This window comes from Paenibacillus sp. J31P190 (genome assembly GCF_059692075.1).
This window is the reverse complement of sequence record NZ_JCAUAS010000001.1, coordinates 680,559-699,746: the sequence shown is the minus strand read 5'-3', so window position 1 is coordinate 699,746 and position 19,188 is coordinate 680,559. Positions and strand designations below refer to the sequence as shown.

Sequence of the window (19,188 nt, the reverse complement as noted above, 5' to 3'; positions counted from 1 at the left end):
TACTAAGGTCATACAGGGGTGGAACGAATGAAGTCGATCACAATTCTGATAGCGGATGATGAGGCAGAAATTGCCGATCTGATTGAGTTGCATTTAAAAAAAGAGGGTTACCGCTGCATTAAAGTTGCTAATGGACAGGAAGCTATTACTGCTGTTCAGACGCATTCCATTGATTTGGCGATTTTAGATATTATGATGCCCAAACTGAACGGCTATGAAGCAACAAGGCAAATTCGAACTCAGCATCATCTGCCTATCATTTTTTTAAGCGCCAAAGCGACCGACCTTGATAAGATTACAGGACTAGTAAATGGAGCGGATGATTATGTAACCAAACCGTTCAACCCGATGGAATTAGTCGCTCGCGTGAATGCTCAGCTGAGGCGTTCCACGCAGTTGAATCAGCCGCCAGCAGCAAACAAGTCTGTTTTGGAAGCGGGTGGAATGATCATTTATCCTGAACAACGCACCGTTAGCCTCTATGGTGAAACGATTGAGATAACTCCGAAAGAGTTTGATATTCTGTATCTGCTGGCCAGTTATCCGAAGAAAGTCTTTAGCGCGGAAAATATTTTTCAGCAGGTGTGGGGCGATACCTATTATGAAGGTAGCAATACGGTTATGGTGCATATTCGTACTTTACGGAAGAAGCTTGGAGAAGACGTTCATAAAAACAAATTGATCAAAACCGTTTGGGGTGTGGGGTATACATTCAATGGCTGAAATGATCCGAAGCTTTCGATTTAAAATGATTCAACTCTTTGGTTTAAGCATGCTTTTTTCCGCTGCCATTACCTATATGATCTATAAAGCCCTCCAACTCTATTATTATACGACCAAGTGGGAAAATCCATTGACTAAAGTCCGGTTTATGATAAGAGAAATTGGGGATATTAACTTCTTTTTGCTTATTTTCATTCCTCTCTCGATTTTGTTTTTCTTTCTTCTCACCAATAGATACGCCGCGTATTTCAATGAAATATCCAACGGAATAAAACAGCTTGCGAATGGCGATTTCAATAATCGTATACTAATTCCATCCAAGGATGAATTCGGGGATATTGCGAGAGATATCAACCTGGCAAGTGAAAAATTGCAGCAAGCTTTGGAGAGAGGAGACTTTGCAGAAAACAGCAAGGAACAATTGGTGTTGAATTTGGCTCATGATTTGCGTACGCCGCTGACATCCGTTTTAGGTTATTTGGATTTCATTCTTCAGGACGATCAGCTGACAGCAGACCAAATCAAGCACTATACGAGCATTGCTTATACCAAGTCTCAACGTTTGGAAAAGCTCATTGACGAGCTATTCGAAATCACTCGAATGAACTATGGCAAGCTTACCATTGAAAAAAAGCAAATCGATCTGAGTGAGCTGCTCATCCAGTTAAACGAGGAGTTATACCCTGCCTTTGAGAAAAATAATGTAACAACCCGTTTGAATGTGACTCCGCATTTGACTGTTTGGGGCGACGGTGAGCTGTTGGCACGCGTATTTGAAAATCTGTTGACGAATGCCATTCGCTATGGAAAAGATGGTCAGTTTATTGATATTCATTGCCATATGGAAGCAGAAGATGTGGTGATTCAAGTGGTTAATTATGGGGATTGCATTCCTCCGGAAGAGCTGCCGCATATCTTCGATATGTTTTTTACCGGCGATCAAGCGCGAACACATCGTGAGGGGAGCACTGGCCTTGGCTTGTCCATAGCAAAGAACATTGTTGCACAGCATCAAGGCACAATTTCTGCCCAGAGCAGTTTAATTCGTACGCTTTTTGAAGTCCGTTTCCCACAAAAAGTGGCATCCGAAGGTCTCGGTTAACTATTGTGCCGACATGCAATGAATGACTGGTTGCCCAAATTTGTGTAAACTAAAAGAAATGTGAACGAAATAAGAGGGGGCTTAGCTTATGAAAGTGGTCATAGCTATCGATTCTTTTAAGGGCAGCGTTTCATCGATGGAAGGAAGCAGAGAGATCGCTTTGGGCATTAAAGAGGTTTACCTTAATGCGGATATTGTGAGTTTTCCTATAGCCGATGGCGGTGAAGGAACGGTAGAAGCGCTTGTACACGCAACGGGCGGACAGCTTCAATCTGTTATGGTTACAGGCCCCCTTCTGGAGCCGGTTCAGGCAACCTATGGAATAACAGGTAACGGAAAAACAGCTGTGATTGAGGTGGCGGCAGCCTGCGGATTGCCGCTAGTGCCTGAGGCATACAGGAATCCGATGCTTACGACAACCTATGGAGTCGGTGAACTCATTGCACATGCGATGAGGCAAGGCTGCCGTGAATTTATCATTGGACTCGGCGGAAGTGCCACGAACGATGCGGGGGTGGGTATGCTTCAGGCTTTAGGCTACCGTTTCAAGGACCAAGAGGGCAATGATGTCGGTCCAGGCGGGAATGCCCTAAGCAAGATCCATCGAATTGATTCGGCCCGCGTCTCTCCGGAATTGAGACAATGTGAGTTTAAGATTGCCTGCGACGTCAACAATCCGCTGTACGGACCTAATGGAGCGGCTTACGTGTTTGCCCCTCAAAAAGGAGCAAATCCCGCCATGGTGGAGGAGCTGGATCGTGGCTTATCCTTGTTTGCCGGAGTCGTAGAGAGGGAACTTGGTGTAAACCTTCAAGACATCCCCGGAGCGGGTGCGGCTGGTGGACTTGGAGCAGCCTTTGCTGCTTTTTTAAAGGCTGAAATGCAATCTGGTGTTGGTCTGATGCTGGACAGGATCGGATTAAAGGAGAGTTTGGAAGGAGCCGATTTCGTGATAACAGGAGAAGGGAAACTGGATGGACAAACGTCGATGGGCAAGGCTCCATTGGGAGTTGCTGCGCTTGCGCGTGCCCAAGGTATCCCAGTTATTGCGTTAGCCGGGGGAGTTACCAAAGAGGCCTCGGTACTGAACGATCTAGGCATTACTTCTTTTCATTCCATTATCAGCGCTCCTATGTCACTTGAACAAGCCATGGATCCTATTGAAACGCGATATCATCTAAGAAGTACAACCAAGCAATTATTCAGATTAATTCAAGCGGTGAAAGCTGCTGGAAAATAGCGAAAGGTAAATTACCGATCACTCCATGATCTGTGGAGGGGTTGGTATATTTGCATGATAGGGAGGGGAGAACCTTTATGGCGAAATATAAGGTAGTATTAACCAAAGAAACATGGCCTGCTGCCATGGAAAGAATTGAACAGCATTGTGAGGTAAAGGTTTGGAAAGAAGCAGAACCGATCCCACGGACATTATTACTCGAATGGTTAAGAGATGCGGAGGGTTTATTCAGCACAGGTGATGTAAAGGTAGACGAAGATTTGTTGGCTAATGCACCTCAACTAAGAGTAGTAGCACAATCATCGGTAGGGTACGATAATATAGATATCGATGCCTGCACAAGGAGGGGAATCCCCTTCGGAAATACACCAGGTGTGCTTGTCGAAACAACGGCAGATTTAACCTTTGCCTTACTACTGAGCGCAGCTCGCCGAATTCATGAATGTTGGGATTTCGTCAAATCAGGCCGTTGGGCAACTAATAACAACATCCCATTCGGTGTAGATTTATTTGGGAAAACTCTCGGTATCGTAGGCATGGGAGATATCGGCTGCGCTGTAGCTAGGAGAGCTAAGGCGTGCGGGCTGAACATTATTTACCATAACCGTACAAGGCGTATGGATGATCAGTTACTCGAAGCGAGATATGTCGACTTTAGAGACTTGCTGCAAGAGTCCGACTTTATCATAACTCTCGTTCCTTTATCGAATAAAAGCCGGGGAATGTTTGGAGCGGAGGAGTTTGCGCAGATGAAGCCCTCAGCTTATTTTATCAATGCGGCACGCGGGCCTATCGTGAATACCGAGGACCTTTACGAAGCATTGAAAAGCAAACAAATTGCATATGCCGCATTGGATGTGACGGACCCAGAACCCATTGCGGGAGACCATCCGTTACTCAGCCTTTCGAATATCTTAATAACCCCGCATGTAGGTAGTGCAACTTACGAAACGAGAAATCGCATGGCACATTTAGCTGTGGATAATTTATTAGCAGGTCTGGGTAGACAACCGCTTCCAACTTGTGTGAATCCAACCGTTAATTATCTGAAGTAAGCCCTTTAAATGTAATTCAATTGGCTTCGCCTTTTATAAAAGGGCGAGGCTGTTTGCATTGTTTCTCATGCATAACTATAGAGAAAAATATGGATACTATGGTTAAAGGTGATATGTATGGAATTACCGGTTTCCGTTGATCTTTTTGAAGAATCATTGAAAAGCCTGCTCCATAATTGTTCGGATCTTATCGTCAAACATGCTAATGATGACCTTAATGTTATTTATTTCTGTAATTTAGTTGACTCCAATCTCATTAACAATCAACTACTCAGCTCCCTACAACAAACCCGTCTAGAACCATTCTCGATGGAGGGACTTGCCGAATTAATTCCTATTGGCCAGACCGACCTTACTTGTGAAATGGAGCAAGTCATTTTCTTGCTGCTGCGGGGATGGACAGTGGTATATAAAGTTGGGCAAACAGACGCCATACTGGTCAACACATCTAAGCAGCCAAGGCGATCTCCATCCATAGCCGAAATCGAAACGAATGTGATCGGGCCTCAGATCGGATTCACTGAATCATTGGAAACGAATCTGGGTATCGTTCGCAGCATTATTGCTCATGAAGACCTGTGTAATGAATCATTTGAGATTGGTGATAAGACAAGAACTCAGGTGCAATTGCTTTACTTGAAAGATGTCGCAGAAGAGCAAACCGTGGGTACGCTGCGTCAGCGTATTTCGGAACTAGAGATAGACGGCGTCATTGGAAGCACCCTGCTGGTGCAGCTTATAGAAGACAATTCTATGTCCATTTTTCCTCAAATGATCGTAACCGAACGACCCGATCGTGTCAGCTTTAGCTTATTGGAAGGTAAAGTCGTTCTGCTTATCAATGGCAGCAATTTTGCAATTGTAGGACCGAGTACCTTCCTTGATTTTTTCAAATCACCGGAAGATCATTACCTGCATTGGAATATTGCGATGTTCATAAGAGGATTGAGGTTCTTGGCCATCTTCATCTCGATCCTTTTAACCCCAGCATATGTAGCAGCATTAACGTTTCATTATGAGATCATTCCTCCTAGTCTGCTTGTTCCGCTATCCCAGTCGCGTTCCAAAGTGCCGTTTCCGCCTTTGTTTGAATCGTTATTTCTAGAAATTACGATCGAGCTTCTTCGTGAAGCCGGGGCTAGACTACCGACCAAGGTTGGACAAACGATGGGCATCGTGGGAGGTATTGTTATCGGACAAGCGGCGGTTCAGGCCGGATTTACGAGCAACATCTTAATTATGATTGTCGCCTTGGCAGCTCTGTCTTCGTTTACCACCCCCATATACTTAATGGGCATTAGTATCCGATTTGTTCGCTTTCCGATGATTATTGCTGCGGGAATTTGGGGTGGGATCGGCATTGTGTTCACGATTTGTTTATTACTCATGCATCTGTTACGTCAAACGAGTCTTGGACATCCGTATATGCATCCGATCTTTCCTCCGCGATGGAGGGACATGGTAGATACGGTCATTCGACTTCCTTTTCCACTTCTCTCCGCTCGTTCTACCTTTACACGCACGCCGAATAAGCAAAGGTTCAATAAGAATAAAGCGAAGCAGAAAAAAGACATCGACGAGTAGACGGGTGATGACAAAAATGGAGATCTCGGATAAACCGAGGCAAGGATTAATGTTTCAAGCGTTCCTACTTGTTTTTGTAATCAGTAAAGCCCAATTGGGGGTGGGTGTGCTCGGATTCCAACGAGTCATTTTTAAATTTGCGGGTCATGATGCTTGGATATCGGTCGTTGTGGCCGGTTTAGCCGCACATCTTTCCATCTGGTTGATGATTCGCACGTTAGCGCATTATGATTCTGCGGACTTGTTCGGTATTCATTATGCACTATTTGGAAAATGGGTAGGGCGGATGCTTAGCCTCCTGTTTATGACGTATTTCGCGTTCTATGTTTTGACGATCTCCCGCACGTATATTGAAACTGTTCAGTCGTGGATATTTCCCGATTTTCCGACGTGGCTCCTAATGCTGCTTTTCATTACGTTAATTGCTTATGGCGTGACTGGCGGAATTCGAGTCATTATTGGCATGTGCCTGTTTGGTTTTGTTTGTTGGATCGTGACCACACTACTTTTTTATGCGGCGATCAAGCATGCCCAGTGGAGTTTTTTGCTCCCAATCATGGAAGCCGCGCCTTCCCAGGTGTTACAAGGAGTGAGTAAAATGCCGCTGACGATTGCTGGGTTCGAGGTCATTTACTTTCTGTACCCGTTCATTCGAGATCAACAAAACGTTAGTCGTTACGCTCAAATAGGTGTTCTTCTTAGCAACCTGTTTTATTTGTTCGTTATGGTCATTTCTATCGTTTATTATAGTCAAAATCAGATGCCAAAAACGATTTGGGCTACTTTTAGTTTTCTGAAAATCATCCGATTTCCGTTTCTGGAACGATTCGAATACATTGCGATTCCGATCTGGATGCTTATCCTAGTTTGCAATCTAATGTTATTTACTTGGGTCATCCTACGTGGAATGAAGCGTGTTTTTCAGCTAAATCAAAAGCGGACGTTAGCCGTATTCTGTGTCATTCTTTTCGCATGCTCCTTTCTGTTCCAAAAACACGGACAAATATATAAGATGAACTCTATCTTGAATTCCGTATCGACCTATGTGATCTTTCTTTATCCGCCCCTTCTTTTTCTGTTGGTGAAAACCGTACATGCCTTTAAAAAAAGAACCGTTCAACGCTAGGATTACTCTCGAGGAGTGAAATGCGTGAGAAGACCGTTTTGTCTATCTCTATTGCTCGGCACAATCGTTTTGTTCTCGGGATGTGTCAAACCATTCATTTTGGAGAATTTGGCACTCAGCATTATTATCGGATATGACTCTCTGGAGAAAGAACGCATTCTTACAACATCGGTCTTGCAAAAAATCGATCCGAGCGCCAGAGAAAAGACGCAGGTCGTCGCCAGCACAGCATATACCAGTAAAGGTTCGCGCGTTTCTTCGAATCGAGAGCTTAGCAAATATTTGGTTGGAGGACAAGTGCGGGTCGTCATGTACGGCAAAAAGCTTGCCGCCAAAGGGATCATCGATCTGGTTGATACCTTGTCCCGTGACCCAACGCTCGGCGATATGATTTACCTTTGCGTTAGCGATGAGGAAGCTTCACATATTCTAACGCATCGCTATCGGGAAATATCGAATATTGGCATGTATCTCTATGAAAACTTAAGACAAAACTCGGAGAGAGAGGAGCTTCCTTCCCCAACGCTTCAAGATTTTCTTCGTGATTATTACAGTGTAGGCAAAGATCCAGTGGTTCCTTTGCTGAAACGAAAGGGCAATGAAGTTTATATCAAAGGACTTGCTTTGTTTCATGATGACCGGATGGTTCATGAAGCTTCACCGCGGCAAGGATTTCTGCTCAAAGTACTACTCGATACGAAAAAGGTGGGAATCTTCGAACTCGTAGCAGACGCCGAACCTTTAGCGAAGTACATGAAGCATCCAGATAAAGAGGTTAAAATTGTGTTCGCCACTGCGAAAAGCAGCAGTAAAATTAAGCTTCTTGACACGAAAGTGCCAGAATTTATAGTGTCAGTGTCGATACACGGGGATCTTCAAGAAATTTCGAATCCTTATTCATTTGATAAGCCCGAGTCTATACCTGCCTTAGAAAAAGAAATCGAAAAAAAGCTGAGGGAGGAAATAGAAACATTCATCGCGAGTTTGCAAGCGAATGAATCTGATGTTGTCGGGTTCGGTGAGGTCTATCGGAGTAAAATAAGAGACTCAAAGCTAACGAAAGCAAAGTGGCACCCCATGTTCAGAGAAGCAAAAATCAACGTTCGCGTAAATTTCACATTGAGACATACCGGTGCTATTGAGTGAAAATGAAAGATCATAATGCAAAAAGCTGCCATTGGCTTAATCCAGGGCAGCTTTTACTTTGTCAGTAGATAAGAAAGTATAAGTTTTAACCCAGAAGGACGACGGAGTCGTTTATCCTTGGTCCACCAGTGTTTCCCCGTGTTTCAGCAGTTTAAGACGGCTTGAGTCGAGCTCCCTTCTCCGCCAATCGGCCAATAACCGGTCAAGTGCTTCCTGCGGCGTATCATCGGCTAGCCGGAAAGCGCCATAATGCATCGGGATGAACGTTTCGGCTCCAACATCGAGGAATGCCTGAATCGCCTCCTCTGGCGAAACGTGCTGCATACCCATAAACCACTCCGGCTCGTATGCGCCGATCGGCATGAGAGCATAGCGAATACCCGGAAATCTCGCTCCGATGTCGCGGAAGCCTTGGAAATATCCGCTGTCTCCGGCAAAATAAATCGCATCGTTCTTCTCCGCGCCATCCTCTAATAACTCTGCTGAGTGATTGATCACCCAGCCTCCCCAAAGCGACTTGTTCGTATCCGTCAGCGTACGCCGAGTCCAATGCTGTGCTGGAACGAAATGAAACTCCAGCGGCCCGACCGTCGTCTTCCCCCACCAAGGCAGCTCGTGGACTGTACTCAGCCCAAGCCGCCTTATCTTCACGCCAAGTCCTTCAGGCACTAGGGCAACAGGCGAGCCTTTCAGCTTGCGCAATGAACCGACGTGCAGGTGATCGTAATGCGAATGAGACAGCAAGACGATATCAACCGGCGGTATTTCATCGAGTGCAAGCCCTGGGGCCTCGAGCCTGCGGGCAAAGCCCATTCGGTTCGCCCATACCGGATCTGTAACGATCGTCAAGCCTGCTATCTGCAGCAGGAAAGTCGAGTGTCCAATCCAGGTGATCGTTGTTTCACCGCGGTTATGCAACAGGAGCTCCTGCTGCTTATGCTCCGCTTGGCCGATGCGTAAGGTGAGATCCTTGACTTTCCCTTTCCGTTCTTGCTGCCATCGGCGAATTTCCTTCCATGTTTTCACCTTCGCAGTTGGATCCGCATTGCTATAACGTTTGCGTGCCATAAATCGCTGCTCCCCTCATAAAGCCGCCATAAGTCCTTTGAAATCATATCTCCATACCTATTAAGATGTGGAATCTTATCACTTTTGTCAACTTTTAGTTGGTGTGATCTATTTCACATACCGGAAAGTTTTTTCAAAATATAATGAAGACAGAAAAGAAAAAAAGGAGATGGTTCAAATGATGAAATGGTTAAGGGGAAATCGTTACGCGGCGATGATATTGACGATTATTCGTTTGTATGTGGGTTGGCAGTGGATGACAGCCGGATGGCATAAAATCGCCGGAGCAAAGCCATTTGACGCAGCGGGTTATTTGAAAGGTGCAATTGCGAAGCCAGTCCTTGAATCGGGAACTACGGATATGGTTTACGCGAATTACGTGGCTTTCTTGAAAAGCTTTGCCCTCCCCAATGTGGGCGTCTTCAATACGCTAGTTCCTTGGGGGGAATTGTTAGTTGGTTTGGGTCTGATTCTTGGCGCACTGACGACTGCAGCGATATTCTTTGGGTTATTAATGAACTTTATGTATATGTTCGCCGGAACGGTTAGCAGCAACCCATGGTTAATCCTTCTTGGATTCTTTATCATCGCCGCAGGCGCTAACGCAGGCAAGTTCGACGTTGACCATCTGATCCTTCCGTATCTTCACAAATGGTTTGATAAAATGATCGATAGACTCCATTTGAAGCCAAAATATAAATAAGTGTGCACAATGGAGCGGGTAATTTTCAAAGGACGTTCATATATGCCAAAAGAACCTACTCTTTGACTCAGTTCGCTGAAGAAGAGTAGGTGTTTTTTTCTCACAATAATACGGATAGAGGGAGTGTGATGGTGATGCTTACAGGCGTCATTTTGGCTGGTGGAGCAAACCGTCGAATGAATGGGAAACTGAAAGCATTACTTCCATTTGGTGGACAGCCTCTCATTGTTCGCCAAGTGGATCGGATGAAGATATTGTGTGATGAAATCATTGTTGTAACCAACGATCCCAAGTCGTTTCTGCCTATTCTGGATCGTTCGGTACGGATCATTACGGATTTTCACACCGGCAATGGACCGCTTGGGGGCATGCATGCCGGATTGTCGTTAGCTAAGCATTCATCGGTCTGGGTTGTTGGTTGTGATATGCCTTTTATTTCTTATAAAGCTGCCGAACTTTTGTGGAACAGAAAACGGGAAGGCATTGAGGCTGTAGTTCCTCTTGTATCGGGTAAATTAGTTCCCCTGCATGGGATTTATGATCGAGAATGCAAGACTAAGATTCTTCCTCTGCTGGGTAAAGGTGAAACTCGGGTTTCAGCTTTACTGGAACATATTTTCTGGAGTGAGTTAGGGGACGAATATTTGCAGAAGAATGGCGTCGATCTGAAATTCATTTCGAGCATCAAGACCATGGAAGATTATGAAGCTTTCCAACACACCGTGAAGACGGGGATGTAAGGAATTGTTCCATTTTTGACCATTTAGGATTTCTCATATACGGAATGTGACATAAATCATAGTGGCCTCTGAAGAATGCTCCTAGAATGAGGATAGCTGGAATTTAACATGGAGGTGGGTCTGAAATGAGTATTAGAAAGTTAAGTAATGAGCAGCCCGAACAAATGAGAATAAACAAGGCGGAACAAGAGCCAGTATTGAAAGGCACATTTGCCTCGGTCATGCTGCTCGGAGCTTTTCTAGCCATAACTTGGGTCGCTGTATTTCTATTATTTCTGTACAGACAGTAGCACATTTCACGATTAGAAAAGGATGGTTTAAACCATGCATATTCATAAACTGGAGAAAATTTGGCTAGCAATTGGCATCAGCATGCTGTTCGTGTTCCTTGGCGTTTTGGGTGTTTCTGCGTTTGCCATGGGGGTGAAACCGCCAAGTGAGCATCATCATCGGATTGATCCTGCGAAAGTAGCAGAGACAGCACCTTTTGACAAACTAGGATTGTATAAGACCGGAGAAAAAGAATACGAAGCGGTAATGACCGCTTTTACATTCGGATATGCCCCAGACAAAATGGAAGTTCCTGTTGGTGCAACGATCAAATTTGTAGTAACGAGTCAAGATGTCGTCCACGGCTTCGAAATTCCAGGAACGAACGTAAATATGATGATTGTTCCAGGCGAAATCAGCCAAGTATGGCATACGTTTACGAAACCAGGTGAGTACCTTATCTTGTGCAACGAATATTGCGGCGGAGCGCATGAATATATGAAATCGACGATTATCGTGAAATAACGGGAAAAAGCATAGAAGGGGGGAAGTCTGCATGAAGAAAGGGCAATTGGAATGGTTTGAAAATAAATTCGATCTCAAAGACGGGAAGCTGGTCGTTGCACACATCATCGTGGCTTTCATTGCACTGCTCATCGGAGGGATCGCGGGACTGCTGCAAACGTTAGTGAAGAGCGGGACGGTTAAGCTGCCATACGGCATCGGTTATTATGAACTGCTGACTGCGCATGGTGTTTTGATGGCGATCGTTTTTACGACCTATTTTATTATTGGCTTTCTATACTCTGGCATTTCATACACGTTAGGCGGAAAGCTGCTTCCAATTGTTAATCGTATGGGATGGCTTGGGTTTGGTTTAATGACTGTGGGAACAGCCCTCGGGGTAGCTATGGTTTTGACAGGAAAAGCGAGTGTGCTGTATACGTTCTACGCACCCATGAAAGCTTCTCCTTACTTTTACATCGGATTAGCCCTGTTGGTGGTTGGAAGCTGGATTAGCGGGTGGGGCATCTTCTATCAATTGAAGTATTGGAAAAAGACGCATCAAGGCAAGCTCTCTCCGTTGTTTGCATTTATGGCGGTTATCACGTTCCTTATGTGGCAAATAGCTACCATCGGGGTTGCTGCCGAGGTACTGATTCAGCTTATTCCATGGTCTTTCGGATGGGTGGAAACGATTAATGTGATGCTCAGCCGTACCCTGTTCTGGTACTTCGGCCATCCGCTCGTCTATTTCTGGTTAATGCCTGCGTATATGTGCTGGTATGTGATTATTCCGAAAATTATCGGAGGCAAAATCTACAGCGACGCGCTCGCCAGATTGTCATTCGTCCTCCTTCTGCTGTTTTCCATTCCGGTTGGCTTTCATCATCAATTGATGGAGCCGGGCATCAGCTCATTCTGGAAGTACCTGCAGGTAGTCTTGACCTTCATGGTTGTCGTTCCGTCGCTGATGACCGCATTTTCGTTATTTGCAACGTTTGAGATCAATGGTCGTGCCAAAGGAGCTAAAGGGCTGTTCGGTTGGATAAAAGTCATGCCTTGGAAAGATGTGCGATTCTTCGCGCCATTCCTGGGTATGCTGATCTTTATTCCAGCCGGCGCAGGCGGTTTAATCAACGCAAGTAATCAAATGAACGCAGTGGTTCATAACACATTATGGGTAACGGGGCACTTTCACTTGACGGTTGCGACTAGTGTAGCGCTTACGTTCTTCGGAATTACGTACTGGCTGCTTCCGGCCGTAACGGGCCGTGTGCTTACTAAGCGCATGAATAAGCTTGGGATTATTCAAACGATCATTTGGTGTGCGGGCATGTTCTTTATGTCAGGTGCGATGCATCTTGTCGGATTATTCGGTGCACCGCGGAGAACGGCATTCACGACCTATGAGGGAAATGCGGATGCGGCAAGTTGGATGCCCTATTATGTATTCATGGCTATTGGCGGCACGATATTATTCATTGGCGTATTGTTGATGGTGTACAATGTCTTCGCCCTGCTTCGGGCACCAAAGGGTGTGACAGAGTATCCAATCGGCGAGCCGATGGAACAAGCGGAAGAGACTCCGGCCTACTTGGATCGTTGGAGTGTGTGGATCAGCTTATCGGTGGCACTGATATTGATTGCTTATACAGTACCGTTAATGGATATGATTATGCATCCAGGCGTCGGTTCCAAAGGGTTTATCACTTGGTAAAAGGAAAGAAGCACCGGACTTTATGTGAATAAAAGCTGGTGCTTTTTCACAATGAAGTGTTACTGGAAAATAGGGACCTGGAGGGGTAACAATGTTTCTAGATGTTCGAGTGTCTGGCGGACAGGTGAATGTAACGCCTAGGGGTAAAATTTATGTGGACGAAGCAACGATCATAAGGGAGAAGCTGTTTCCCTATATGGATAAAGGATATAAGCATTTTGTTTTTAACCTATGCGATGTCGACTATATCGATAGCTCCGGACTTGGCGTATTGGTTGCGATTCAGAAGAGAGCCCATCTCCATGGCGGCGGGGTGGTCATTCAGGGTCTACAGGGGGATGTCAAAGAACTGTTCGAGCTGACTCGTTTAACGAATGTTTTTGAAATTGATCCCTGATTTTTCCATATGTACATGTGAAACAAGTCGCTGACCTGGAGGTGATAATCGGACATGAAAGATAAGCTGCGGCTTTATGCACGTGTATTTAAAAAGGTTATGGAATCCATCATGATTACAGATTCTGGAGGCGTTATCCTATCGGTTAATCCAGCGTTCACAACGACGACCGGATATACGGAGGAGGAAGTGGTGGGTCAAACGCCGCGTATTTTGTACTCCGGTAAACAAAACCCTGAGTTCTATATTCATATGTGGGCAACGATTCATGAAACGGGCGGTTGGCAGGGCGAGATCTGGAACCAACGAAAAAATGGGGAGCTATATCTCGAATGGCTGACGATCAGCACTGTGAGGGATAAGCAGGGTAAAATATCCAATTATGTAGGCATTTTCATGGACATAACGGAGCGCAAGAAGTCCGAGAAAAAATTGCAGCTGCACGCCAGAGTATTCGAAACCGCGAGTGAAGGGATCATGATTACGGATACAAAAGGATCGATATTATCGGTCAATCCGGCGTTTTCCGAAACAACCGGCTATACGGAAGCTGAGGCTTTAGGTCGAACTCCGCGTCTGCTGCATTCCGGCGTGCAGGATGCCGAATTTTATATTCAAATGTGGGCATCGATTCATGAAGCGGGCAGCTGGCAGGGCGAGGTCTGGAATAAGCGAAAGAATGGGGAAATCTATCCAGAATGGTTGACGATTAATACGGTTAGAAATGAGAACGGTAAAATCTCCAATTATGTCGGGGTTTTCACGGATATTACAGAGCGTAAGCTATCGGAAGAAAATTTAAAATATTTGGCCCATTATGATGTATTGACCGGGCTCCCGAATCGATTTCTATTTCATGACCGGCTGAGTCAGGCGATTGTGCAGGCCAATCGTCAAGGCCACTGGGCTGCCCTGATGTTTATTGATCTCGACCATTTCAAACTGATTAATGATACATTGGGACATGCAGTTGGAGATCAACTGCTGCAGAATGCTAGCAAACGGCTGGAGAGCTGCGTTCGAACCGGCGATACAGTATCAAGATTGGGCGGTGATGAATTTACGGTTATTCTCCCCCACATTGATGAAACCGAAGATGCGCTGCTTGTAGCGCAGAAAATACTGGAGGAGCTGGCCCTTCCTTTCTTGGTAGCCGAACAGGAGCTGTTTATAACAGCAAGTATTGGAATTAGCATTTATCCCTTGAATGGAGAAGATAGCGAAACCTTAATCAAACAAGCCGATTCTGCCATGTATCGCGCCAAGGAACAGTCCAATAATTATCAGTTGTACACTTCCAATATGAACTCAACTTTCTACCGGAAAATGAAACTGGAGAATGGGTTGCGAAAAGCATTGGAAAAAGACCAATTAAGAATTGTGTACCAGCCGCAAATGGACATTCGAACGGGCCGGATCAACGGCATAGAAGCCTTGCTTCGCTGGCAGCACCCCGAGATGGGAATGGTGCCACCGAACGAATTTATTCAGATCGTAGAGGAAAATGGTCAAATTGTCGAAATAGGAGAATGGGTGCTGCGGAGTGTTTGTGAGCAGAATAAGGCCTGGCAATTGGCAGGCTATCCTCCCTTGAAATGTGCTATCAATCTGTCGCCTCGACAGTTCAAAAATAAGAATTTGATTGAAACGGTCAAACAGATATTGAAGGAAACGGAGCAAGATCCGAGTTATCTATGCTTCGAAATTACGGAAAGCATCAGCATACACCAAATTGAGTCGGTACTGACGGTTCTGCATGAATTTAAAGAGATCGGGTTGGAGTTAGCTATTGATGATTTTGGCAAGGGACATTCCGCTTTGAGTTATTTGAAAAAGTATCCCATTGATATATTGAAAATTGATAAATGCTTCGTTCAGGGTATTGAAATGGATCGAGGGAATGCCTCGATAGCCAAGGCCGTGATTGATATGGCCCACGGTTTGGGGCTCCGAGTGATTGCCGAGGGCGTGGAAACGGAAGATCAACTGGCTTTTCTCAAGGACCTCCATTGTGATTCTATCCAAGGCTATTGGTTAAGCCGACCGCTGCCTCCCGAAGGGATCGAAGTCTTCTTCTGTGATGAGCCCATTTTTGGATAGGTAGCATTATACCTTGCATTTCAGCCACCGCCACTCTCAACTAAGGATGACATAATCGGTAATTACATGATTACCAAAGGTTGATCAAACGTAAAAGCCTTCCTACATGCTAAAGCAGTGCATGTAGGAAGGCTATTTTCATCCAAGAACAGAGGTCGATTTATCTCACTTTAAAGATTTCAATTTGTTTCTTTAAACTTGCGGATTGATCTCTCAGTACATCGGAGGATGCAGCGATTTCCTCCATCACGGCCGTCTGTTCCTGTGTTGAAGCGAATACGCCCTTTGCGCCCAAAGAGATTTTGGAGGCAATGTCGGTGACATCTCGAGCTTCATGTAAGGTGAGCTGTACTTGATCCGCTTGGCTGGAGACCATGGATGCAATATGATCCACGAGTTGATCGACCTGATTTGCTTCACCAACGATACTTTGAAGCGCTGAAGCGGTTGACTCCCCATTCGCGGCTTCTTTATTGACCATTTCGAATTGCTGGGCAATTTTGAAGACGACATTCTTGACCTCAGACTGAATTTGGTCGATAAGCTGATTAATGTCATGAACGGCCTGCGAACTTTGCTCGGCGAGTTTCTTCACTTCACCCGCCACAACGGCAAAGCCTTTGCCGTGTTCACCGGCTCTCGCAGCCTCAATGGAAGCATTCAAGGCTAATAAATGGGTTTGGTTGGCGAATTCACCCACAACGCTCGAAATCTCGCTGATTTGCTTCGCATTGCTTTCCAAACGTCGAACAGTATGGATGGATTCTTGATTGGAAATCGCAAGACTTTGCATCCCATTAACTAACGACTGAATCACTCTTGCACTATCCTTAATGGTAATAATCATTTGCGTCGTTAAATGCCGGGCCTCATGGGCTTCTTTATTGATATCATCGGTGGTTCTCATGATTTGTTCGACGGACAGGAACATGGCTTCGGAGGATTTCGATTGCTGTTCAGCACCATGGGATATGTCTTCAATCGTCGTTGTTATCAATTCCACATGAGCTGCAGCATGTCCAATCGCTGATCTCAATTCATCCACATGCATATCGGTTCCTATGAAGTTGACTGAAATTCCATCAATGATTTCTCTTAAATTTCCGATCATCATCGAGAAAGAAAGGCTGAGTGCTCTTAATTCATCATCCGATTTACTTGGAGTGATAGTAATTTGCAAATTTCCTGCAGAGGCCTCGTTAGCTGCGTCTGTAAGCTGCAGTAGGGGTTTAATGAACCATTTTGCCGCAATCCATCCCAGAAATCCTGTCCAGAAAATACCCAAAGAAAGGGTGATCCAGATGAACAGCCAATCCGGCATGTAATCTTTAAATAAACCTTGCAGGGTGAAAATAAAAAAAGCACTGGTCCCATAGGTTACGGTGGATACTAACGTGATGCCAAGGACCATTTTCTTGACTATACTCCATTTAAATTTCTTCATCTTCGTCAGTCCCCATTCTGCTTTTTCTGCGATGAATGCTTCCAATAAGCACTTGCGAAAAATATAACAGAATCTTGAAAACGCAGATGTGATGTTTCTCACAGCGATAATCGGCAAAGAATTTATACTAGAGATAGAAGCAAACGACGAATGTTGGAGGGATGAAGATGGCACCACTTTCAATAACCTGCATGTTGGGGATAGCCTCATCCAACCCAGATGAACTTGATTTTGCCACGGATCGTCTGAAGGAAGAGCATAACCAATTAAGACAGCAGTTAAAGGCTCTCGAGCATAGCGCTAAGGAAGTGAGCCTGCTGGATGATCCTGCTGAGGGGGTTCAGGTCTTACGTCAACTAAGGCAGCAAACCGCTCATTTTGTGGAGGCATTGGAACGCCATGCGGAGTGGGAGGATCAGGAGTTGTTTCCCTTTCTGCTTGATTACTTCAACCGACAATCAGCTCCATCGATAACTCCCTCTTTTTGGGTGCTTGAAAAGGATCACCAGCTGGCGATTTCATTTATTCAGACCTTCCATGAAACCATCATTGATTTAACGCCAATTGTCATCAAAAAACAGCTGATTGAGGCAGCGTCGCATCTCATACAGGCCTGTTTAATCTTAAATGATCACTTTACGATGGAAGAACAGCTCGTAATTCCTTTGACGGAGAAAGTGCTAACGGACCTTGAATCCTTCTTCTCTTAGCTTCTTCTCTTAGTTAATTGGACCATTTTAATCGGAATGCTACATGCGGCAAATCTCTTTGGGGCAGTTTTCGCAGTGGCAAACATCGCGGAGATAGGTTAAATCCTTAATCACGATATGGCCATTGTGAATTTCAAGCGCATCTTCCTTCTTCATATCACTCAACATCCGATTGACACTTTCCCGTGTAGCTCCAATCATATCGGCCATTTCTGTATGATTGATCTTGTAATTGATCAGCGTATGCTCACCGTTTGGAACGCCATATGAATTACTGAGTCTGATAAGTAACGAACAGAGTGCACCTGGTTTTCCGTACATCATCAAATCACGGAACTTCGTTTCGGTCATGCGGTGCATAAGCCCCATCCATTTCATAAACTCGATGGCCAAGTCCCCATGCTGCCAAAGCAATACTTCGAGGTCTTTTCGTTGAATGACCCCAATCTCACAATCTGCAGTTACTTCCGCACTATAGCTTTGTACAGAGTTCTGAAAGGGATCGATCTGACCGAATAAATCACCTGCCTGATGCAGCGATATGATAAAGCTCTTGCCTGTTTCCGACAGCTTGGTGATGCGCACCCCGCCTTTTATTACGTAGTACAATTTATCCGCGATATCGCCTTCCCAGAATAGATAATCACCTTTCTCCGCATGTTTCACATACATAATGCTTTGTAATTTATGGAAATTTTCTTCAGAAAAAAAAGCTAGAATACCGTTATCAGCCATCTGTACCAACTCCTCAAGGTTTCTTTGTTATCTCTATCTTAGCGGGTTCAGATGGTTTTGTTTATCGGGAGTTCTGCTGATCTTTGGAGGGAAAAGTCCCTATTTCAGTGTGAGATAAATCACAAGTTAATCCCTATCTTTCCTGATGACTTATGAGGTAATTTACAGGTGAATTCGCATAATTTCCTGATTGTGAAATCAGGGTTTTCCCTGACATACAAGATGAGTGGAAACGTCTACAATGTTAATTAAAATAAATCGGCTCTGGTGCATAAAGAAATGGAGGTGGCCTATATGGCTCATGGGGATGCAATCATCATAGAAGAGATGGAGCGTTTGCGAAGCCTAACGTCAAGTGATTTTATCGCACTGGCGCCATTGCATGACAATGCCCAGCGCATACGTTGGAAATATGCTTCAGGCAGCAGAAATGAACGCTATCGGCAAATGGTGATTAAATCAGGCCAAGGGTTAGCGGGTTCCGTCCTGCGTCTCGGCCGATGGGTGAAGCTCGATGACTCGCATCCTGACTCGGATCAAGTGCGACGCAGTTGTCCTGTCCTGCTTGCTGAGCAGCTGCAGACAGCGGCTGTATTTCCAATTTTGACGGAGTCCAATCATCTCTTGATAAAAGGCTTGCTATTCATCGGAAAAAGAACACAGCCCAGATATACCCAGGCCGAGTTACTAGCCGTTCAGGAGGTTCTTCCTACACTGGCTTGGTATCTGAAGGAGAATACAGGAGAAATGGCAAAATGAGTTCCATTACCGGAATTCATTTTATTTGTTATTATTAATACAATAGAGTGATGATTGGATCGTTT

At 45.0% G+C, this 19,188-nt stretch carries 19 protein-coding genes; 16 read left to right on the top strand and 3 right to left on the bottom strand.

Annotated elements, in window-relative coordinates; translation table 11 throughout:
• The first annotated feature begins 27 nt into the window (after nt 1–27).
• From AC58U0_RS02945 to AC58U0_RS02915, 7 genes are all read left to right on the top strand, one after another.
• The gene (locus tag AC58U0_RS02945) at nt 28–723 is read left to right on the top strand and encodes a response regulator transcription factor (protein ID WP_497377563.1); all 696 of its coding nucleotides are present in this window, start codon (nt 28–30) and stop codon (nt 721–723) included.
• On the top strand, nt 716–1,825 hold the full coding sequence (locus tag AC58U0_RS02940) for a sensor histidine kinase (protein ID WP_497377562.1): 1,110 nt from the start codon (nt 716–718) through the stop codon (nt 1,823–1,825). The genes AC58U0_RS02945 and AC58U0_RS02940 overlap by 8 nt, the downstream gene beginning before the upstream one ends.
• A gap of 88 nt (nt 1,826–1,913) precedes the next feature.
• Entirely contained in the window at nt 1,914–3,065 is a 1,152-nt protein-coding gene (locus AC58U0_RS02935) for a glycerate kinase (protein ID WP_497377561.1), read from the top strand.
• A gap of 77 nt (nt 3,066–3,142) precedes the next feature.
• The gene (locus AC58U0_RS02930) at nt 3,143–4,120 is read left to right on the top strand and encodes a 2-hydroxyacid dehydrogenase (RefSeq protein WP_497377559.1); all 978 of its coding nucleotides are present in this window, start codon (nt 3,143–3,145) and stop codon (nt 4,118–4,120) included.
• 117 nt (nt 4,121–4,237) lie between these two features.
• On the top strand, nt 4,238–5,704 hold the full coding sequence (locus AC58U0_RS02925; RefSeq protein ID WP_497377558.1) for a spore germination protein: 1,467 nt from the start codon (nt 4,238–4,240) through the stop codon (nt 5,702–5,704).
• Between the two features lie 7 nt (nt 5,705–5,711).
• Nucleotides 5,712–6,830 (top strand): GerAB/ArcD/ProY family transporter, encoded by a 1,119-nt coding sequence (locus AC58U0_RS02920; RefSeq protein ID WP_497377556.1) that lies wholly within the window; start codon nt 5,712–5,714, stop codon nt 6,828–6,830.
• A gap of 24 nt (nt 6,831–6,854) precedes the next feature.
• Nucleotides 6,855–7,976 carry a Ger(x)C family spore germination protein gene (locus tag AC58U0_RS02915; RefSeq protein ID WP_497377555.1) on the top strand — a complete coding sequence of 374 codons (1,122 nt, stop codon included), beginning with the start codon at nt 6,855–6,857 and terminating at the stop codon, nt 7,974–7,976.
• Between the two features lie 111 nt (nt 7,977–8,087).
• Here AC58U0_RS02915 and AC58U0_RS02910 read toward each other — a convergent pair whose 3' ends face one another.
• On the bottom strand, nt 8,088–9,044 hold the full coding sequence (locus AC58U0_RS02910) for an MBL fold metallo-hydrolase (protein ID WP_497377554.1): 957 nt from the start codon (nt 9,042–9,044) through the stop codon (nt 8,088–8,090).
• A 178-nt stretch (nt 9,045–9,222) separates the two neighbouring features.
• Between AC58U0_RS02910 and AC58U0_RS02905 the strand changes: the two genes are divergently transcribed.
• From AC58U0_RS02905 to AC58U0_RS02875, 7 genes are all read left to right on the top strand, one after another.
• On the top strand, nt 9,223–9,747 hold the full coding sequence (locus tag AC58U0_RS02905) for a DoxX family membrane protein (RefSeq protein WP_497377553.1): 525 nt from the start codon (nt 9,223–9,225) through the stop codon (nt 9,745–9,747).
• 128 nt (nt 9,748–9,875) lie between these two features.
• On the top strand, nt 9,876–10,487 hold the full coding sequence (gene mobA, locus AC58U0_RS02900) for a molybdenum cofactor guanylyltransferase (RefSeq protein ID WP_497377551.1): 612 nt from the start codon (nt 9,876–9,878) through the stop codon (nt 10,485–10,487).
• 125 nt (nt 10,488–10,612) lie between these two features.
• Nucleotides 10,613–10,777, top strand: coding sequence for a cytochrome c oxidase subunit 2A (locus tag AC58U0_RS02895; protein ID WP_464648378.1), 165 nt, complete (start codon nt 10,613–10,615; stop codon nt 10,775–10,777).
• Nucleotides 10,778–10,811: 34 nt separating this feature from the next.
• Nucleotides 10,812–11,282, top strand: coding sequence for a cytochrome c oxidase subunit II (locus tag AC58U0_RS02890; RefSeq protein WP_497377549.1), 471 nt, complete (start codon nt 10,812–10,814; stop codon nt 11,280–11,282).
• Between the two features lie 31 nt (nt 11,283–11,313).
• The gene (locus tag AC58U0_RS02885; RefSeq protein WP_497377548.1) at nt 11,314–12,978 is read left to right on the top strand and encodes a b(o/a)3-type cytochrome-c oxidase subunit 1; all 1,665 of its coding nucleotides are present in this window, start codon (nt 11,314–11,316) and stop codon (nt 12,976–12,978) included.
• 91 nt (nt 12,979–13,069) lie between these two features.
• A complete protein-coding gene (locus AC58U0_RS02880; protein WP_497377547.1) occupies nt 13,070–13,375 on the top strand; it encodes an STAS domain-containing protein in 306 nt (101 codons plus the stop codon).
• 54 nt (nt 13,376–13,429) lie between these two features.
• Nucleotides 13,430–15,475: a putative bifunctional diguanylate cyclase/phosphodiesterase gene (locus tag AC58U0_RS02875; RefSeq protein WP_497377546.1), complete on the top strand. Its 2,046-nt coding sequence runs from the start codon at nt 13,430–13,432 to the stop codon at nt 15,473–15,475.
• 160 nt (nt 15,476–15,635) lie between these two features.
• Here the strand turns inward: AC58U0_RS02875 and AC58U0_RS02870 are convergent, their stop codons facing one another.
• On the bottom strand, nt 15,636–16,919 hold the full coding sequence (locus tag AC58U0_RS02870; protein WP_497377545.1) for a methyl-accepting chemotaxis protein: 1,284 nt from the start codon (nt 16,917–16,919) through the stop codon (nt 15,636–15,638).
• Nucleotides 16,920–17,086: 167 nt separating this feature from the next.
• On the opposite strand from AC58U0_RS02870, the gene AC58U0_RS02865 reads away from it, so the two are divergent.
• Entirely contained in the window at nt 17,087–17,629 is a 543-nt protein-coding gene (locus AC58U0_RS02865) for a hemerythrin domain-containing protein (protein WP_057303962.1), read from the top strand.
• 39 nt (nt 17,630–17,668) lie between these two features.
• Here AC58U0_RS02865 and AC58U0_RS02860 read toward each other — a convergent pair whose 3' ends face one another.
• Complete coding sequence (locus AC58U0_RS02860) at nt 17,669–18,364, bottom strand: Crp/Fnr family transcriptional regulator (RefSeq protein WP_497377544.1); 696 nt, start codon at nt 18,362–18,364, stop codon at nt 17,669–17,671.
• Between the two features lie 294 nt (nt 18,365–18,658).
• Here AC58U0_RS02860 and AC58U0_RS02855 point away from each other — a divergent pair, with 294 nt between their 5' ends.
• Nucleotides 18,659–19,123 carry a GAF domain-containing protein gene (locus AC58U0_RS02855; protein WP_497377543.1) on the top strand — a complete coding sequence of 155 codons (465 nt, stop codon included), beginning with the start codon at nt 18,659–18,661 and terminating at the stop codon, nt 19,121–19,123.
• The last annotated feature ends 65 nt before the right edge of the window (nt 19,124–19,188 follow it).

Excerpts from the sequence above, each read along its gene's own strand:
- AC58U0_RS02945 (WP_497377563.1), top strand. The coding sequence starts at position 28 with ATGAAGTCGATCACAATTCTGATAGCGGATGATGAGGCAGAAATTGCC.
- AC58U0_RS02940 (WP_497377562.1), top strand. The coding sequence starts at position 716 with ATGGCTGAAATGATCCGAAGCTTTCGATTTAAAATGATTCAACTCTTT.
- AC58U0_RS02935 (WP_497377561.1), top strand. The coding sequence starts at position 1,914 with ATGAAAGTGGTCATAGCTATCGATTCTTTTAAGGGCAGCGTTTCATCG.
- AC58U0_RS02930 (WP_497377559.1), top strand. The coding sequence starts at position 3,143 with ATGGCGAAATATAAGGTAGTATTAACCAAAGAAACATGGCCTGCTGCC.
- AC58U0_RS02925 (WP_497377558.1), top strand. The coding sequence starts at position 4,238 with ATGGAATTACCGGTTTCCGTTGATCTTTTTGAAGAATCATTGAAAAGC.
- AC58U0_RS02920 (WP_497377556.1), top strand. The coding sequence starts at position 5,712 with ATGACAAAAATGGAGATCTCGGATAAACCGAGGCAAGGATTAATGTTT.
- AC58U0_RS02910 (WP_497377554.1), bottom strand. The coding sequence starts at position 9,044 with ATGGCACGCAAACGTTATAGCAATGCGGATCCAACTGCGAAGGTGAAA.
- AC58U0_RS02905 (WP_497377553.1), top strand. The coding sequence starts at position 9,223 with ATGATGAAATGGTTAAGGGGAAATCGTTACGCGGCGATGATATTGACG.
- mobA (WP_497377551.1), top strand. The coding sequence starts at position 9,876 with ATGGTGATGCTTACAGGCGTCATTTTGGCTGGTGGAGCAAACCGTCGA.
- AC58U0_RS02895 (WP_464648378.1), top strand. The coding sequence starts at position 10,613 with ATGAGTATTAGAAAGTTAAGTAATGAGCAGCCCGAACAAATGAGAATA.
- AC58U0_RS02890 (WP_497377549.1), top strand. The coding sequence starts at position 10,812 with ATGCATATTCATAAACTGGAGAAAATTTGGCTAGCAATTGGCATCAGC.
- AC58U0_RS02885 (WP_497377548.1), top strand. The coding sequence starts at position 11,314 with ATGAAGAAAGGGCAATTGGAATGGTTTGAAAATAAATTCGATCTCAAA.
- AC58U0_RS02880 (WP_497377547.1), top strand. The coding sequence starts at position 13,070 with ATGTTTCTAGATGTTCGAGTGTCTGGCGGACAGGTGAATGTAACGCCT.
- AC58U0_RS02875 (WP_497377546.1), top strand. The coding sequence starts at position 13,430 with ATGAAAGATAAGCTGCGGCTTTATGCACGTGTATTTAAAAAGGTTATG.
- AC58U0_RS02870 (WP_497377545.1), bottom strand. The coding sequence starts at position 16,919 with ATGAAGAAATTTAAATGGAGTATAGTCAAGAAAATGGTCCTTGGCATC.
- AC58U0_RS02865 (WP_057303962.1), top strand. The coding sequence starts at position 17,087 with ATGGCACCACTTTCAATAACCTGCATGTTGGGGATAGCCTCATCCAAC.
- AC58U0_RS02860 (WP_497377544.1), bottom strand. The coding sequence starts at position 18,364 with ATGGCTGATAACGGTATTCTAGCTTTTTTTTCTGAAGAAAATTTCCAT.
- AC58U0_RS02855 (WP_497377543.1), top strand. The coding sequence starts at position 18,659 with ATGGCTCATGGGGATGCAATCATCATAGAAGAGATGGAGCGTTTGCGA.